This is a genomic window from Actinoplanes sp. NPDC051388 (genome assembly GCF_055586225.1).
In genome coordinates this window covers 62445-78855 of record NZ_JBVJIP010000014.1, presented here as the reverse complement: position 1 = coordinate 78855, position 16411 = coordinate 62445, and the positions used below count along the sequence as shown (strand labels likewise).

The following is a 16411-nucleotide window of genomic DNA, read 5'->3' as shown; positions in this document are numbered from 1 at the left end:
GACCTAGTGGCCGTTGAAGGCGTCCCGCATCCGCGAGAAGAAGCCGCCCTGTTTGCTGAGCTCGGCGACGTCCTCGCCGCGGGTCTTGGCGAAGTCGCGCAGCATCCGCTCCTGCTCGGCGGTCAGCTTTGTCGGGGTCTTCACATCCAGGTGCACGAACAGGTCGCCGCGGCCGCCGGACCCGCGCAGATGCGGCACGCCCTTGCCGCGGATGCGCAGTGTGCTGGCCGGCTGGGTGCCGGACTTGACCTCGATGGCCTCTTCGCTGTCCAGCGTCTTGATGGTCAGCCGGGTGCCCAGCGCCGCCGCGGTCATCGGCAGCGTGACCCGGCAGTGCAGGTCGTCGCCCTTGCGGCTGTAGACGTCGTGCGGCCGCTCGTGGATCTCCACATAGAGATCGCCGGCCGTGCCGCCGCCCGGACCGACCTCGCCCTGCTGGGCCAGCCGGATGCGCATGCCGTCCTCCACGCCGGCCGGGATCTTCACGGTCAGGCTGCGGCGGGTGCGGATGCGGCCGTCGCCGGCGCAGGTCGGGCACGGGCTCGGGATCACCGTGCCGTGGCCCTGGCAGACCTGGCACGGGCGGGACGAGACGACCTGGCCCAGGAACGTGCGCTGCACGCTCTGCACCTCGCCCCGGCCGCCACAGGTCTCGCAGGTGGCCAGGTGGGTGCCGGGGGCCGTGCCGGCGCCGGAGCACTGGGTGCAGAGCACCGCGGTGTCGACGGTGATCGGGGCCTCCACGCCGAACGCGGTCTCCACCAGGTCGAGCTCGAGGCGCAGGATCGCATCGGCCCCGGCGCGCGTGCGCGGACGCGGGCCGCGCGAGGCGCCACCGGCGGCGGACCCGAAGAACGCGTCCATGATGTCCTGGAAACCGACGAACGGGCCGGCGCCGGGGCCACCCGGACCCGCGCCGCCGCCACCGGGAGCCAGGGGGTCACCGCCGAGATCGACGATCTGCCGCTTCTGGTCGTCCGACAGGACCTCGTACGCCGCGTTGATGTCCTTGAACTTCTCGTGCGCCTCCGGATCGGGATTCACATCCGGGTGGTACTGGCGGGCCAGCTTGCGGTAGGCGCGCTTGATCTCGTCGTCGGTGGCTTCCCGGCTGATGCCGAGAATTCCGTAGTAGTCCTTCGCCACGGGCTTTGGAGTCCTCAATGTAAGCGCAGATCAATCAATTCTGGGCCAGTAGGTCGCCAACGTAGCGTGCCACTGCACGCACGGTGGCGATCGTGCCGGGGTAGTCCATGCGGGTCGGGCCGAGCACGCCGAGCCCTCCCACGATCGTGGTGCCAGGGCCATAACCCGAGCTCACCACCGATGCCGACCGCAGGTTGTCGATCTCGTTCTCGTCACCGATCCGGACCCGGGTGGTGCTCGGCTCCACCTCGCCGATCAGCTTGAGAAGGATGACCTCCTCCTCCAGCGCCTCGAGCACCGGGCGCAGCGTGCCCTGGAAGTCGAGCACGCCACCACGGGTCAGATTAGCCGTGCCGGCCAGCGCCAGCCGCTCCTCGGACCGCTCCACCAGCGTTTCCAGCAACACCGACGCCAGACAGGCCATCGTCGTGCGCTTCTCCGGTGCGCTGTCGTCGACCAGCGCCTGCACCAGCGGCGGGGTGTCCGCCAGCCGCTGTCCGCAGAGCTTTTCGTTCACCTTGCGGCGCAGATCGGTCACATCCTCGGCGGCGGTCGGCACCGGCAACTCGACCAGCCGCTGCTCGACCCGGCCGGTGTCGGCGATCATCACCAGCATCACCCGGGTGGTGGAGATCGGCACCAGCTCGAGGTGACGCACCGCCGAACGGGCCAGGCTGGGATATTGCACCACCGCGACCTGGCGGGTGAGCTGGGCCAGCAGGCGCACCGTGCGATGCACCACGTCATCGAGATCGACCGCGCCGACCAGGAAACGCTCGATCGCCCGCCGCTCGGCCGGGCTCAGCGGCTTGACCCGGGACAGCCGGTCGACGAAGAGGCGGTAACCCGCGTCGGTGGGCACCCGGCCGGCGCTGGTGTGCGGCTGCCGGATGTAACCCTCCTCCTCGAGGACCGCCATGTCGTTGCGCACGGTGGCCGGGGAGACACCGAGCTGGTGGCGCTCGACCAGGGACTTGCTGCCGACCGGCTCCTGGGTCGCGACGTAGTCCTCGACGATGGCCCGGAGGACGTCGAGCTTGCGGTCGTCCAGACTCATCCGGCCCCTCCCCCGCTCGCTGGCACTCCTGATCGCAGAGTGCCAGTCTACGTCGCTGCTGGCCGCCGCGCGATGATCGCGAGGAGGCGTCGTCGGATGTCTATTCTCGGACGTTGACAGCATGTTGCTCTCGACGGTATTGAGCTGCGGTCCTACGGTGTCAGCCATGACTGAACCACCTCGCCCGCCCGGTGACGGTAATCCTTACGACCCGACGGCACCGATGAACCCACACCCGGGTAACGATCCGACCTCGGGATCAGCCCCGCCGCCAACGTACGGCTCGCCGCAGCCGCCAACGTACGGCTCTCCTCCGCCGTCCTCGGGCGCAGGCGGTTACGCACCTCCGCCGTCCTCCGGCGCGGGTGGCTACCCGCCGCCTTCGTCCGGTGCCGGTGGTTACGGCCCGCCGCCCGGCTCCGGTGCGGGTGGCTACGGCCCGCCGCCCGGCTCCGGTGCGGGTGGCTACGGCCCGCCGCCCGGCTCCGGTGCGGGTGGCTACGGCGCCTACGGTGCTCCGCAGGGCGGTCCCGCGCCCATGGGATATGCCAACAACGACGAGAAGACCTGGGCGTTGATCGCGCACTTCGGTGGCATCATCGTCGGGTTCATCGCGCCGCTGGTGGCGATGCTGGCCAAGGGCAACGAGTCGCCGACCGTGCGCGCGCACTCGGTGGAGGCGCTGAACTTCCAGATCACCTGGGGCGTCGCCACGATCATCGCCTCGGTCCTCGCGGCCTGCACCTTCGGCGTGCTGTTCTTCCTGCCGCTGGTGACCTGGGTCGTGGTGATCGTCTTCTCGATCCTCGGCGGCATGAAGGCCAACGAGGGCGTCCTCTACCACTACCCGATGACCTTCCGACTCGTGAAGTGAAGTGCCGATCTGCTGCCCTGGGTCTCAGGGCAGCAGGTCACGCACCACCGCGTCGGCGAGCAGCCGGCCGCGCAGGGTGAGCTCCAGCCGCCCGCTCGCAAAAGCCTCAGGATCCAAGAGCCCATTCGCGTACGCCCGGGAAGCGCCGTCCGCGTCCACGTCCGCGAGGGCGATGCCGTCCCGCAGGCGCACCCGCAGCATCACGTCCTCCACATGCTGGTCGTCGGCGGTGAGCAACTCCCGCCCGTGGCCCGGCGAGACCCCCTCGGCGAGCCGGCCGGCGTACGCCGAAGGGTGTTTGACGTTCCACCACCGCACGCCGCCGACGTGGCTGTGCGCGCCGGGCCCGAGCCCCCACCAGTCGCCGCCGGTCCAATAGAGCATGTTGTGCGCACAGCGCGCCGCCGGGCCGGTCGCCCAGTTGGACACCTCGTACCACTCCAGCCCCGCCCTGGTCAGCGCCTCCTCGGCGGCCAGGTAGCGGTCGGCGGCCACGTCGTCGTCCGGATAGGGCAGCTCGCCGCGGCGCATCCGGGCGGCCATCCGGGTGCCGTCCTCGACGATCAGCGCATAGGCGCTGACGTGATCGACGCCGGCCCGGACCACCGCGTCCAGCGACCCGGCGAAGTCCTCCGCGGTCTCCCCCGGCGTGCCATAGATCAGGTCCAGGTTGACGTGCTCGAACCCCGCCTCCCGCGCCTCGATCGCGGCCTGCGGGGCGCGCCCGGCGGTGTGCTTGCGGTCCAGCACCCGCAGCACGTGCGGCGCGGCCGACTGCATGCCCAGCGAGATGCGGGTGAAGCCGGCCCGGCGCAGCGCCCGCAGCGAGGCCGGGGTGACCGACTCGGGATTGGCCTCGGTGGTGATCTCCGCGCCCGGCGCCAGCCCCCAGGTCGCGTCGATGCCGTCCAGAATGCGGGCCAGCTCGACCGGATCGAGCAGGGTCGGGGTGCCGCCGCCGACGAACACGGTGTCCACCCGCTCGGGGTTGATCACCTTGCCCGCCATCCGCAGCTCGCCGGCCATCGCCTCGAGATAGCCCTCCTGGCCGGCCTCCGAAGCCGTGTACGTGTTGAAGTCGCAGTAACCGCAGCGGGTGGCGCAGAACGGAACGTGGACGTAAACCCCGAAACCGTTCCGCCCGGCCCGCGCGGCGGCGGCGTCGGGCAGCGAGCCGTCGGCGGGGACGGGCTCACCTTCGGGCAGCGGACCGGGCATCCGTCAAGTGTGCACCGCCGCCGATAGGGTCTCGGCATGGAGTTGGTCCGCACCGCCACCGCCGCCGGCGTCACCACCCTCACGCTGGACCGGCCGGAGAGCCGCAACGCCCTGTCCACCGCCCTGATGACCCAGCTGCTCGACGGGCTGACCGGCGCGCTCACCGACGCGACCGTGCGGGCGGTGGTGCTCTCGCACACCGGCCCGGTCTTCTGCGCCGGCGTCGACCTGCGCGAGACCGCGGCGGCCGGAGCGGGCGACAGGGTGCCGGCCGAGATGCTGGCCGACGTGCTCGCCGCGCTCTGGGAGTTCCCCAAGCCGGTGATCGCCCGGATCGGCGGCCCGGCGCGGGCCGGCGGGCTGGGCCTGATCGCCGCGGCCGACATCGCGGTCTGCACGCCGGAGGCGACCTTCGCGTTCTCCGAGGTGCGGCTCGGGGTGGTCCCGGCGGTGATCAGCGCCACCGTGCTGCCCCGGCTGGCCCCCCGCGCCGCCGCCGAGCTCTATCTGACCGGAGACGTCTTCGACGGTGCCCGGGCCGCCGAGATCGGGCTGGTCACCGCGGCCGTGCCGGCGGAGAAGCTGGACGACGCGGTGGCCGGCTACTGCGCCTCGCTGGTCCGGGGCGGCCCGCTGGCGCTGGCCGGCACCAAGCAGATCCTGCGCCGCACCCCCGCCGGATCGGTCCGCGCCGATCTCGCCGACCTCGCCGCCCGGTCGGCGGGTTACTTCAAATCCGAGGAGGGCCGCGAGGGAGTCGCGGCATACCGGGAGAAGCGACCGGCGAGCTGGATTCCCCAGTGACCCGTTGATCGTGCACTCGTTGACTACGCTTGGCGGTCACGTCTTTTCGTTCGGAGGGAGGCAGCGTTGCACAAGAAGCCGATCGCGGCGCTCGCCGTCCTCGGGATCGTGCTGACCGTGGGCGTGGTCGCGCTGATCAACTCGTTCTCCGGATCGATCCAGCTGCCGCAGATCCAGCTCGGGCCGGCCTGCACGGTGCGCGCCGACGGTGAGGTCACCCTCGACGCGGTGCAGATGGCCAACGCGGCGACCATCACGGCGGTCGGGGTGCGGCGCAAGATGCCCGAGCAGGCCGTGGTGATCGCGCTGGCCACCGCGTTGCAGGAGTCCAAGCTGGAAAACCTGGAGGACGGCGACCGCGACTCGCTGGGGCTGTTCCAGCAGCGGCCCAGTCAGGGCTGGGGTGACCCGGACGAGATCCAGGACCCGCGATACTCGTCCGGCAAGTTCTATTCCTCGCTCAAGAAGGTCAAGGGCTGGGAGAAGATGCGGGTCACCGACGCGGCGCAGCGGGTGCAGCGGTCGGCCTATCCGAACGCGTACGAGAAGTGGGCGGACGAGTCGGCGGTGCTGGCCCGCGCCCTGACCGGCCGGGCCACCGGCGCGGTCGAGTGCACGGTGACCGGCGAGCCGGTGTTGCGCGGGGCCGCCGCGGCCGCCGCACTGGCCGAGGGCATGCGGCTCGACTGGGGCAAGGGTCTGGGCAAGACCGTCGCGCAGGCGGCCGGCTTCTCGGTCACGGTCGCCGACAAGAGCGCCGGCTGGCGTTATGCGCACTGGCTCGTCTCACACTCCGGCGACACCGGTCTCGAACGGGTGCGTTTCGCCGACCGCGAGTGGCACGCGCCGACCGGAAAGTGGCAGCAGGTAACCGGCGACCGCGTGGTGGGTAACGGCCGGGTCGTCGCCGAGGTCTTCAACTGAACTGATTCCACCTGTGCATCGACGGCGGTGAGCACCGGGATGAGTGCGACGGATCCTCATCTTCACGTCGCTCTCGGTGATGCGGATGGATCTTGCAGGTCATAGCGCTGCGTATACACCGCCATGGACAGATAGCGAACCGCACTGGTACTAGTTAGGCGTGCTAAGCGCCCTCGAATGGATCTTGCTGGGATCGGGCAGCGCGGCGGCGATCCTCTATGGCGTCCGCCGCCACCGCCCCAGCCGGATCGGACCATGGCTGCTGCTGGCCGGGTCGGTGCTGATGCTGGGCGTTGGCGACGTGCTCCTGGCCCTGCATCAGGACGTCGCCGCCGAGGTCTGCTACTACGGCATGTTCGTGCTGGTCGCCTCCGGCCTGGTGCAGTTCACCCGCGGCGGTTCGGTGCTGGCGGCCCGGGCCCGGCTGATCGACCTGCTGGCCTTCGCCTGCGCCACGCTGCTGGTGGTCTGGGTCTTCGTGATCGGCGACAGCGGCGATTTCGGCAACGTCTCGGCCGCGGACGTGATCGGCGACCTGCTGCTGATCGGCGTGTCCCTGCGGCTGCGCATCGCCACCGGACGCAACGTGTCCGCCACCCTGCTGGTGGCCGGCGCCGTCGGCATGCTGCTCAGCGACATCTTCTGGGGTCTCTATCCGGTCACCCTCGCGGAGACCGGCTACGTCGTGCTCTATCTGTGCTGGGGCGCGGCCGGCCTGCACCCGTCGATGAAGCGGCTCACCGCGCCGAAACCGGCCGAGGCGACACCGTGGCGCGGGCACTGGGCGGTGCTGCTCTGCGCCTCGGTCGCCACCCCGCCGGCCGTGCTGATGATCGAGGCGCTCCTCGGCGAGGTGCGCGACGGCGTGGTGATCGCCGTGGCCGGCGCGCTGACGCTGCTGCTCACGGTCACCCGGCTGGCCGACTCGATCGCCCTGAACAGCCGCGCGCTGTCCCGCGAGCGGGCCCTGCGCGAGGCCAGCGCGGCCCTGGTCGCCGCGGCGGACTCCGACGACGTGGACGAGGCGGTGCGGGCCGCGATCGGTGCGCTGATGCCGCCGGCCGCGGTGCAGAAGGTGGTGTTCGCCACCGACGACCGCCAGCTGACCCTCGAGGCGGTGCGGCCGGCCGGTTCGGATCCGCGCCCGCGCAGTTGGTGGGTCGAGGAGTCGGACAACGACACGGCCGCGACGCTGGTCTGTCCGCTGTGGCTGGAGCCGCTCGCGGTGGCCCGGCCGAGCGGCGGCGCCCTGGTGCTGGCCGGCCGCCACGAAGACCTGACCGCCTGCCAGGACGCCCTCGAGGTGCTGGCCGGCCAGGCCGCGCTGGCCCTGGACCGCATCTCCCTGGTCGAGGCGGTCGGCCGCCGCGACAGCGACCTCTATCTGAGGGCCGTGATCCGCAACACCGCCGACATCGTCCTGGTGATCGACGAGGACCAACGCATCCGGTACGCGAGCCCGGCGCTCCGCGACCTGCTGGAGGTCGAGGAGCTGCCGCCGCTGGCCACGCTCTCGGACCTGGTATATCCCGCGGACCGCATCCAGGTCCGCCAGGCCCTGCAGAGGGGCGACGGCGACGGCGTGCTGCACTGCGCGCTGCGCCTGCCGGACGACCGCCAGGTGCTGGTGGAGGCCACCTACCGAGACCTGCGTGACGACCGCCTGGTCCAGGGCTTCGTGGTGACGATGCGCGACGTGACCAGCGGCCACCAGCCCGACGACCACCGCCCCCAACGCGACCAGCTGGACCAACTCCCGGCGTGGGTGAACCGCCGCAGCGCCCAGCACAAGTTCCGCTACTGATTCCCTGCACAGCTTCTCCACACAGCGAAGCGCCGGATCGCGGTGGCGATCCGCCGCTTCGTATGTGGCAGTGCGGTTCCGCGGGCGGCGTCGGCCGCCCGAGGTCAGCGGGTCAGGCGGCGACGGCTGCCGATGCCGGCGACCAGCGCGACGCCGATGGCCGCGAGCACGATCTGGAAGGCCAGCTCGGCCCAGTTGATCGTGCCACCGGCGGCCGTGTCGACACCGAACGCGCGGGCGAGCACCGTGCCGAGCAGCGCGGCGACGACACCGATGACCATGGTCAGCCAGATCGGGATGTTCTGCTTGCCGGGCACGACCAGGCGGCCCAGCGCACCGATGATCAGGCCGACGATGAGCGCGGTAATGATGCCGGTAACAGTCATTGGGGGTCCCTCCTCAGGGGGTGGAGCATTTGCTGCGTCCGTCGATCCGAGGAGTTCCCGACCCTTCCGAAAACCAAACCGCTCGATCTAGATCAAGCCCCTGATGTGGTGATTCGACCACAAATTATTTCTTGTTCGCCCCTTTTGTATCCCCGGCGTCTCCGGTGGACAGCGCCGCGATGAAGGCTTCCTGCGGCACCTCGACCCGGCCCACCATCTTCATCCGCTTCTTGCCTTCCTTCTGCTTCTCGAGCAGCTTGCGCTTTCGGCTGATGTCACCGCCGTAGCACTTCGCGAGCACGTCCTTGCGGATCGCGCGGATCGTCTCGCGGGCGATGATCCGGCTCCCGATGGCCGCCTGGATCGGCACCTCGTACTGCTGCCGCGGGATCAGCTTCTGCAGCTTGGTGGCCATCGTCGTCCCGTACGCATAGGCCTTGTCCTTGTGCACGACGGCGCTGAACGCGTCCACCGGCTCGCCGTGCAGCAGGATGTCCACCTTGACCAGGTCGGCCACCTGGTCGCCGGAGGGCTCGTAGTCCAGCGACGCGTAACCCTTGGTCTTGCTCTTGAGCTGGTCGAAGAAGTCGAAGATGATTTCGCCGAGCGGCAGCGTGTAGCGCAGCTCGACCCGTTCCGTGGACAGGTATTCCATGCCCAGCATCTGCCCGCGCCGGCCCTGGCACAGCTCCATCACCGCGCCGACGTACTCGTTGGGCACCAGCACCGTGGCGCGCACCACCGGCTCGCGGATCTCGGCGATCTTGCCTTCCGGGAACTCGCTCGGGTTGGTGACCGTGACCTCTTTCATGTCCTCGGTGATCACCTGATAGACCACGTTGGGCGCGGTGGAGATCAGGTCGAGGTTGAACTCGCGCTCCAGCCGCTCGCCGATGATCTCCAGGTGCAGCAGCCCGAGGAAGCCGCAGCGGAAGCCGAAGCCGAGCGCCAGCGAGGTCTCCGGCTCGTAGGTCAGCGAGGCGTCGTTGAGCTGCAGCTTGTCGAGGGCGTCGCGCAGGGCCGGGTAGTCCGAGCCGTCGATCGGATAGAGACCGGAGTAGACCATCGGCTTGGGGTCGGAGTAGCCGCCGAGCGCCGTCTTGGCCGGCCGGTTGTGGCCGGTCACGGTGTCGCCGACGCGGGACTGGCGCACGTCCTTCACGCCGGTGATCAGATATCCCACCTCGCCGACGCCGAGCGCTCCGGCCTTCTCCATCTCGGGCGAGACGACGCCGATCTCGAGCAGCTCGTGCACCGCGCCGGTGGACATCATCTTGATCTTGTCGCGAGCTTCGATCCGCCCGTCGATCACCCGGACATAGGTGACGACGCCGCGATACACGTCGTACACCGAGTCGAAGATCATCGCCCGCGCCGGACCGGTCGCGTCGCCGACCGGCGGGTCGAACTGCCGGACGATCTCGTCGAGCAGGTGGTCGACGCCCTGGCCGGTCTTGCCGGAGACCCGGAGCACGTCGGACGGCTCGACGCCGATCAGCTTGGCGAGCTCCTCGGCATATTTCTCCGGCTGCGCGGCGGGCAGGTCGATCTTGTTGAGCACCGGGATGACGTGCAGGTCGTTCTCCATCGCGAGATAGAGGTTCGCGAGGGTCTGCGCCTCGATCCCCTGCGCCGCGTCGACCAGCAGCACGGCGCCCTCACAGGCGGCCAGGCTGCGGGACACCTCATAGGTGAAGTCCACGTGCCCCGGGGTGTCGATCATGTTGAGCACGGCCGAGTCGCCCTGGCCGTCCCCCGCACGGATCACCCAGGGCATCCGCACGGCCTGCGACTTGATGGTGATGCCACGCTCGCGCTCGATGTCCATCCGGTCGAGGTATTGCGCCCGCATCTGCCGCGGATCGACCACCCCGGTGATCTGCAACATGCGGTCGGCCAGCGTGGACTTGCCGTGGTCGATGTGCGCGATGATGCAGAAGTTGCGGATGCGACCGGGGTCGGTCGCTCCGATGATGTTCACGCCGGGGTCGGGCACGGTCGTCCGTTCTTGTCGTTCTCAGCGTCCGGTCAGCACGCCGGGCATCCAGGCCCGGCCACCTCCTATCGTCCCACGCCCGCCCGCTCCCCTCGGATCACACCCGCACGACCGCCCGCGGCAGGCTCGCCCCCGCAGGCGTCACACGCGCCCGAAGGACTCGCGCGTCCCCAGCCCCGCACGCGTCACACGCGCTCGAAGGACGCGTGCCGCCCAGCCCCGGCAGGCGTCACACGCGCTCGAAGAACTCGTGCCGCCCCAGCCCCGGCAGGCGTCACACGCGCTCGAAGAACTCGTGCCGCCCCAGCCCCGGCAGGCGTCACACGCGGTCGAGGGGCTCGTGTGGCCGCGGAGGCAACTCGACCGAGATCGCATCGCCCGGCCGGATCGCACCGCCGCGCAGCACCACGCCCATCACACCGGCCTTGCGGATGAACCGCCCCTCCGAGTCCTTGTAGGCGACCTCCTTGAGCAGCCCGTTCTCGAACCCGTCGATCTGCCCGCACGGGTTCCGCAGCCCGGTGATCACCACCGCGGGCCGGTCGTCGGTGCCGCCGCCCGCACGTCGCACCGCACCCTCGAGCGCCACCACGGCCTGTTCGAACGCCTCACTCAACGACGTCCGGCGAGCGGCCGCGATGACCTCCTCGGCCGACCCGAAGCCCGCCATCTGCCCACCCGACCCGCCCACAACACCGGCGGCCGCAACGTCCGCCAAAGCCGAGCCACCAGCCAAGGCTGAGCCGTCCGCCAACGCCGAGCCACCAGCCAACGCCGAGCCGTCCGCCAACGCCGAGCCCTCGGCCGGCGGGCCGAACCGCAGCACCGTCCCCCGAGACAACCCGATCAGATCCACCCCCGAGGTCGTGACGTTCTCCCCCAGATCCCCCGGAGCCACCCGGAACCCGCGCTCATCCACCTCCAAGAACAACTCCCCCTGAATCAGGTGGACCTGCCGAAGATTGGGCTGACTCGGATCGGCCCGCACCCGGCTGCGATGCCGCACGGTCACCCCGGCATGCACGTCCCCCTCCACGCCGAGGCCCGGCACCAGCACGATCTCGTCCCGCCGCGGCTTGCTGAACGTGTAGGCCCCGTTCCGGCTGACCGCCTCCACCCGTGCGTCACTCATGCGCCGATTCTCGCGGCCCGCCGCCACCGATTCAAAGCCTCACTCCGGCGGCTCCAGGAACAGCGCCGACAACCGCGGCAGCCGCTTGCCCATCTCGTCCTCGTCGTCGAAATCCCACAGCTCGGCCGGGTCGGGCCGGGTCACCGTCACCTCGGACGGCGGCAGCTCGGACCCGGTGGCCTGCTGGTAGGCCTCTTTCGCGATGCCGAGAACCTCGGCCGCCTCGAACACCGCGCCGCTCGCCGCCGCGCCGCGCACCGCCGGCAGCTCGGCCAGCGCATCGGGCTCGCGCACCGACCGCGCCACCACGTCGCGCCCGTGCGCGATCAGCCACCCGCGAAAGGCGTCGAAGCCCTCCTCGGAACAGCCGCCGTTGATCAGATAGGCCGCCGCCCACAGATCCTCTTTGCCGGACGCGGCCATCACCTTGTCGAGGTGCCGCCCCCAGGCGACGATCTCCTCGGGGTCACGCCCGGTCAGCTCGGCGACGGCACGCTCGGCCACCACGGCGGGTGAGCCGGGCCGGTCCGCGGTCGCGCGGTCGATGACCGCCCAGAAGTCGTCGGTTCTCATGGAAGAGGATGGTGCCAGCGAGGTACGACAAAATTCGGGACGGCAGGATGAAGTCATGCGCCCGGTGTCGCTCCCCGAGATCTCCTACGCCGCGACCGCCGTACGCCCGGCCTGGGAAGATCTGCCCACCGCCGTGCGTGCCGCGATCGCCGGCCGCCTGGGCGGAGAGGTCGCGGCCGCGACCTCCGCGACCAGCGGTTTCACCAGGGCGTTCGCCGGTCTGGTCAAGACCGCCGCGGGCCCGGGCGCGTTCGTCAAGGCCGCGCCTTTCGGCCCGGTCGCCGACGCGTACGCCCGGGAGGCCTACGTCACAGCCGAGCTGCCCACCGGGGTACGAGCCGCCCGCCCGCTCTGGACCCTGCAGGAATCGGGTTATTTCGCCGCCGCATTCCAGCCCGTCCCCGGCCATATCCCGGATCTCCCCTGGTCCGCCGGCGATCTTGACGCCGCGCTCACCACCTGGTCGGCAGCCGCCGAGGCACTGGCTCATCCGACCACTCGGGGCCTGCCGAGACTCCCCGACCTGGTGCGCGACGAGCTCTCCCTGTGGTCCAGCCCCGAGCCGCCTCCGACGCCCACGTGGGCAACGCCACACCTGGCCGAGCTCGCCGATCTCGAACGCGCCCTGCCCGCCCTGGTCGCCGGCGACGGCATGCTGCACGGCGACCTGCGCGTGGACAACGTGCTGATCGATCCCACCGGCGACGCCTGGCTCTGCGACTGGACCTGGCCGTGCCTGGGCGCACCCTGGTTCGACACCGTGACGCTGCTGGTCAGCGCCTGGGCGAGCGGCCACGACGCGGACCGCCTGCTGGAGCCGTGGCGACCTCCGCCGGGCGCGGTGGACGGCGCATTGGCGGCGATGAGCGGATACTGGCTGGATCGGGCCGCCGGCGATCCCGGCAGCGCCTCCCCGCACGCCCGCCAGCACCACCGATTCAGCGGCACGCAGGCGCTCACCTGGCTGGCCGCCCGGCGCGGCTGGGCCGTTTTGCCGGAGGGATAGCAGCCCTGGTAACGTGGTTCCTCGCGTGTGGTGACGCGCCGCTGCTTGCTGGCGTGACCCACTGCCGAGACATCATCCGTAAGAGGCTTCATCCGAACTAGTCAGGACAAGGCTGTCGCGTGGCGAACATCAAGTCCCAGATCAAGCGCAACCGGCAGAACGAAAAGGCCCGGCTGCGCAACAAGTCGGTCAAGTCGTCGCTGAAGACCGTCATCCGCAAGCTCCACGAGGCGAGCGATGCCGGTGACACCGCGACCGCGACCACGCTGCTGCGTGACGCCTCGCGCAAGCTCGACAAGGCCGTGAGCAAGGGCGTCATCCACAAGAACCAGGCGGCGAACCGCAAGTCGGCCATCGCCAAGAAGATCTCCGCGCTCTCTTCCTGATCGCACTGATCATCCCCGGGCATCGCCGGAGCTCACCTGAGCGTCCGTGGCGGTGCCCGGTGTTGTGTCCGCCGGCCGGCGAGTGCGAAAAGCCGGAGCGAACGGCAGCACGGAGGCACCCCACCGATCGGTGAGCGCGCCGTGCAGACTCCTCGCCAGGGCCGCCAGCGCCGGCGTCTCCACTGATCGCCCGGCCAGCGCGAGCCGGTGCAGCAGGGCCGCCCGGCGTCGCGGCGACCGCCCTTGCCTGCTGATCTCGGAGTCGTGCAGCAGCGCCCCCGGCAGAAACCACGACACTCCGACATAGACCCAGCCGACCGCCGCGATTCCCACGTCCCGCCGGAACTCCGGCGACGAGACATACGCCCCGCCGGCTGCCGCCACATAGGCGTCGAAGGCCCGCGCGGCTGCGTCGTCCGGCAGCCGCCACGAGCACCAGCAGGTGGGCCACGGCACCGCGAGATAGGCGACGTCCCAGGCCACGTGCCGCCACTGCCCGCCCTCGAAGTCGATCAGCGCCAGCCCGTCGGCGGTGCCGATGTTGTTGTCCGGACAGGCGTCCGCCGGGGTCAGCGCGGCGTTCCGGTCATTGCCGAGGCGGTCGGCCAGACCGCGCAGCTCGTCCATGGTGCCGGGGGCGACCTCGATCCCGAGCTCGCGAGCGTGCTGCCCGATGACGGTCGCGGCGTGATCCAGGTCCTCCTCCAGCGAGGACTCCGGCGCGCGTCCGGCCAGCGCGGCCACGAACGCCTCGCGCGAGCCCGCAGTGGCCCGGTGCAGGCCGGCGATCGCCGTCGCCCAGGACACCAGGGTGTCGGAGGCGACCTGGGCGTCACGACCCAGCAGGACGTCCGCGAGGCTGGCGCCGGAGCCGACGTCGGACATCACCACGGTCGGCGGCGCCGGGCCGGAGGCGATGAACTGCGGCGCCCGCGTGCCGCTCGGCAGAACCGACAGGGCCGCGCACTCCCGCACCCAGCCGTCGCCCTCGCCGAGGTATTCCTTGACGATCACCGCCCGGGCGCCGGCACGCACGCGCCGCACCCGTGATCGCCGGCTGCCGCCGAGTTCCTCGATCGGCTCGACGAGCTCGCCGGGCAACAACTCCCGCACACTGTCCAGGTCGTCCGCTTCGCGCACGCCCGGGATCCTAAGCGAACCCGTCCGCGTCGCCAGCCCCATTTTCCAAGGCCGGCAGAAGCACGCGAGCGGGCCTCGACGCGGGCCGGACTGGCCGACGCCGGGCCGAGGCCTGGGGGGTCGTCCGGCCGCGCGTCGTGGCCCAGCTATCCCTGTGAACTGGCCTCAGCGTCACTTGTGGCGGCAAGCGGACCGGCGGGCTGCAGCGTCACTGTCACCACGGGCCGCGGACCGGCGGGCCGCAGCGTCACTCGTAGCGGCGGGCGGCGGACTGGCGGGCGCGCAGCTCGCGCGGGTCCACGTCGTCGGCCCAGGTGGCGCGGGTGGCCGGCGGCCCGTTGAGCGGGCTCGCGTCGACCGCGGTCGCGAGCGGGCTCGCCGCCGCGGCGCCGTGCGAACGGCTGCCGCCCGGGTGCCGCAGGTCGACAGTGCGGGCGCGGGACAGGGACGCCTCGTCCATCGAGAACTCCGCCGTGTGCGCCGCGGCCGGGCGCAGCACCGGGCGGGCGCCCGCCCGGGCCGGCACCGGCCCGGAAGCCGTCACAGCGACCGGGGCGGTCTGGCTGAGCGCGCCGGCGACCACGTCGTTGAGCTTGATCACCAGGGCGATGGTGACCGGCAGCACCAGCACACCCCACCAGTTGACCAGCTCGGCCAGCGCGAGCAGGATGCCCAGCGCGATGCCGCCCTCGAGGAAGACGAAGCAGAGGAAACCGCTCGGAGCGAGGTGCCGCAGACCGAGCAGGCGAGCATAAAGCGGCAGGTCACGGGACACCTCGGCGCGGCGTGACCGGATCATGCGGCTCACCGCGACCCGCCCTGGCGCGCCGCGGCCACCTGGAACACGGCCTGCTCGAGCGCCCAGCCGCGGTCCTCGGCGCCGCCCTTGACCGCCGCGTTGCAGTCGGCCGCCGCGCGCATCGCCACGGCCAAGCCCTCGGGGCTCCAGCCGCGGGCACGCTCCTGCGCCTTCTGGATCTTCCAGGCCGGCATGCCGAGTGAGCTGGCCAGCGAATAGGGGTTGCCGCGACCGGCCGAGGCGACCCGTGCGACGGTGCGCACCCCGTCGGCGATGGCGTCCGCGATCGGCACCGGGTCGACACCGACGTGCAGCGCCCACCGCAGCGCCTCGAGCGCTCCCGGCACGTCGCCGACCATCGCCGCGTCGGCGACCGAGAAGCCGCTGGCCTCGGCGCGGCCCTTGTAATAACGCGCGACCACCGCCGCATTGATCTTGCCGTCGGTGTCCGCGAGCAGCTGGGAGCAGGCGGCCGCGATCTCGCGCAGGTCGTTGCCCACCGCCGCGAGCAGGGCGGACGCCGCGGCCTCGTCGCACCGGCCACCGTGCCGGCGGAACTCGTCACGCACGAACGCGACGCGATCGCGCTCACCCTTGAGCTTCATCGCCGCGACCACGGTCGCGCCGGCCGCTTTGAGACCGTCGGCGAACGCCTTGCCCTTCGCCGCGCCGGGGTGGGTGACGATCAGGCTGACCTCGGGGTCCGGGTTCTTCGCATACGCCAGCAATGCGGCGGCCAGGTCTTTGCGCGCGTCCTGTCCACTGCGGATCACCAGCACCCGGCGGCCACCGAACAGCGACGGGCTGAGCATCTCGGCGACCTCGCCGCCGGACAGGTTGCCCGCTTCGTATTCGCGGACGTCGGCACCCGGGTCGGCCAGACGGGCCGCGGCCACGGCGGCCTCGACGGCGCGCGCGGCCAACAGCTCCTCGTCGCCTTGGACGAGCAGCAACGGGGCGGGGGGTGCGTCGGTCACGCCCAACATCGTTGCACGCGGCTATGACAACCTCGCACGCCTCACCCCTGAGTCCTAAGCGCTCGCACACCTTGACAATGCGGACATATCGGCAATCGGGCATGGCTGGGAAACCGTAAATCCCCTCGATCAGGCTGAATGTCTCCGCGGCCGCCTCCGAAGGCGTCCCGTGACATCGAACCCGATCGT

Annotated in this window: 16 protein-coding genes; 6 read left to right on the top strand and 10 right to left on the bottom strand. The window is 71.1% G+C overall.

All coding sequences use genetic code 11. From position 1 onward, the window contains the following. Positions 1–3 precede the first annotated feature (3 nt). Together dnaJ and hrcA are read right to left on the bottom strand one after the other, a co-directional pair. Positions 4–1146, bottom strand: a complete 1143-nt coding sequence (gene dnaJ, locus ACZ6TI_RS31085) for a molecular chaperone DnaJ (protein WP_465348738.1) — start codon at positions 1144–1146, stop codon at positions 4–6. 34 nt (positions 1147–1180) lie between these two features. Further along, positions 1181–2203, bottom strand: a complete 1023-nt coding sequence (hrcA, locus tag ACZ6TI_RS31080; protein ID WP_465348737.1) for a heat-inducible transcriptional repressor HrcA — start codon at positions 2201–2203, stop codon at positions 1181–1183. A 538-nt stretch (positions 2204–2741) separates the two neighbouring features. Here hrcA and ACZ6TI_RS31075 point away from each other — a divergent pair. Beyond that, positions 2742–3077: a DUF4870 domain-containing protein gene (locus ACZ6TI_RS31075; protein ID WP_465348736.1), complete on the top strand. Its 336-nt coding sequence runs from the start codon at positions 2742–2744 to the stop codon at positions 3075–3077. 24 nt (positions 3078–3101) lie between these two features. Here the strand turns inward: ACZ6TI_RS31075 and hemW are convergent, their stop codons facing one another. Next, the gene (hemW, locus tag ACZ6TI_RS31070; protein WP_465348735.1) at positions 3102–4295 is read right to left on the bottom strand and encodes a radical SAM family heme chaperone HemW; all 1194 of its coding nucleotides are present in this window, start codon (positions 4293–4295) and stop codon (positions 3102–3104) included. 36 nt (positions 4296–4331) lie between these two features. Here hemW and ACZ6TI_RS31065 point away from each other — a divergent pair, with 36 nt between their 5' ends. From ACZ6TI_RS31065 to ACZ6TI_RS31055, 3 genes are all read left to right on the top strand, one after another. Continuing rightward, entirely contained in the window at positions 4332–5099 is a 768-nt protein-coding gene (locus tag ACZ6TI_RS31065; protein ID WP_465348734.1) for an enoyl-CoA hydratase-related protein, read from the top strand. A 66-nt stretch (positions 5100–5165) separates the two neighbouring features. Further along, the gene (locus tag ACZ6TI_RS31060) at positions 5166–6023 is read left to right on the top strand and encodes a hypothetical protein (protein ID WP_465348733.1); all 858 of its coding nucleotides are present in this window, start codon (positions 5166–5168) and stop codon (positions 6021–6023) included. A 160-nt stretch (positions 6024–6183) separates the two neighbouring features. Then, positions 6184–7827, top strand: a complete 1644-nt coding sequence (locus ACZ6TI_RS31055) for a PAS domain-containing protein (protein WP_465348732.1) — start codon at positions 6184–6186, stop codon at positions 7825–7827. A gap of 104 nt (positions 7828–7931) precedes the next feature. Here the strand turns inward: ACZ6TI_RS31055 and ACZ6TI_RS31050 are convergent, their stop codons facing one another. The 4 genes from ACZ6TI_RS31050 to ACZ6TI_RS31035 all read right to left on the bottom strand — a co-directional run bounded on the left by ACZ6TI_RS31050 (position 7932) and on the right by ACZ6TI_RS31035 (position 11914). Continuing rightward, entirely contained in the window at positions 7932–8213 is a 282-nt protein-coding gene (locus ACZ6TI_RS31050) for a GlsB/YeaQ/YmgE family stress response membrane protein (protein WP_465348731.1), read from the bottom strand. 124 nt (positions 8214–8337) lie between these two features. Continuing rightward, entirely contained in the window at positions 8338–10209 is a 1872-nt protein-coding gene (gene lepA / locus ACZ6TI_RS31045) for a translation elongation factor 4 (RefSeq protein WP_465348730.1), read from the bottom strand. Positions 10210–10528: 319 nt separating this feature from the next. Then, positions 10529–11341, bottom strand: coding sequence for an MOSC domain-containing protein (locus tag ACZ6TI_RS31040; RefSeq protein WP_465348729.1), 813 nt, complete (start codon positions 11339–11341; stop codon positions 10529–10531). Positions 11342–11380: 39 nt separating this feature from the next. Next, entirely contained in the window at positions 11381–11914 is a 534-nt protein-coding gene (locus ACZ6TI_RS31035; RefSeq protein ID WP_465348728.1) for a DUF4240 domain-containing protein, read from the bottom strand. Positions 11915–11969: 55 nt separating this feature from the next. On the opposite strand from ACZ6TI_RS31035, the gene ACZ6TI_RS31030 reads away from it, so the two are divergent. Continuing rightward, on the top strand, positions 11970–12920 hold the full coding sequence (locus ACZ6TI_RS31030; protein ID WP_465348727.1) for a phosphotransferase family protein: 951 nt from the start codon (positions 11970–11972) through the stop codon (positions 12918–12920). Between the two features lie 119 nt (positions 12921–13039). After that, entirely contained in the window at positions 13040–13306 is a 267-nt protein-coding gene (gene rpsT, locus ACZ6TI_RS31025; RefSeq protein ID WP_465348726.1) for a 30S ribosomal protein S20, read from the top strand. 9 nt (positions 13307–13315) lie between these two features. On the opposite strand, the gene ACZ6TI_RS31020 is transcribed toward rpsT, so the two are convergent. The 3 genes from ACZ6TI_RS31020 to holA all read right to left on the bottom strand — a co-directional run bounded on the left by ACZ6TI_RS31020 (position 13316) and on the right by holA (position 16231). Beyond that, positions 13316–14446 carry a phosphotransferase gene (locus ACZ6TI_RS31020; RefSeq protein WP_465348725.1) on the bottom strand — a complete coding sequence of 377 codons (1131 nt, stop codon included), beginning with the start codon at positions 14444–14446 and terminating at the stop codon, positions 13316–13318. Positions 14447–14693: 247 nt separating this feature from the next. Continuing rightward, a complete protein-coding gene (locus ACZ6TI_RS31015; RefSeq protein ID WP_465348724.1) occupies positions 14694–15245 on the bottom strand; it encodes a hypothetical protein in 552 nt (183 codons plus the stop codon). 5 nt (positions 15246–15250) lie between these two features. Next, complete coding sequence (holA, locus tag ACZ6TI_RS31010) at positions 15251–16231, bottom strand: DNA polymerase III subunit delta (RefSeq protein WP_465348723.1); 981 nt, start codon at positions 16229–16231, stop codon at positions 15251–15253. Between the last annotated feature and the right edge of the window lie 180 nt (positions 16232–16411).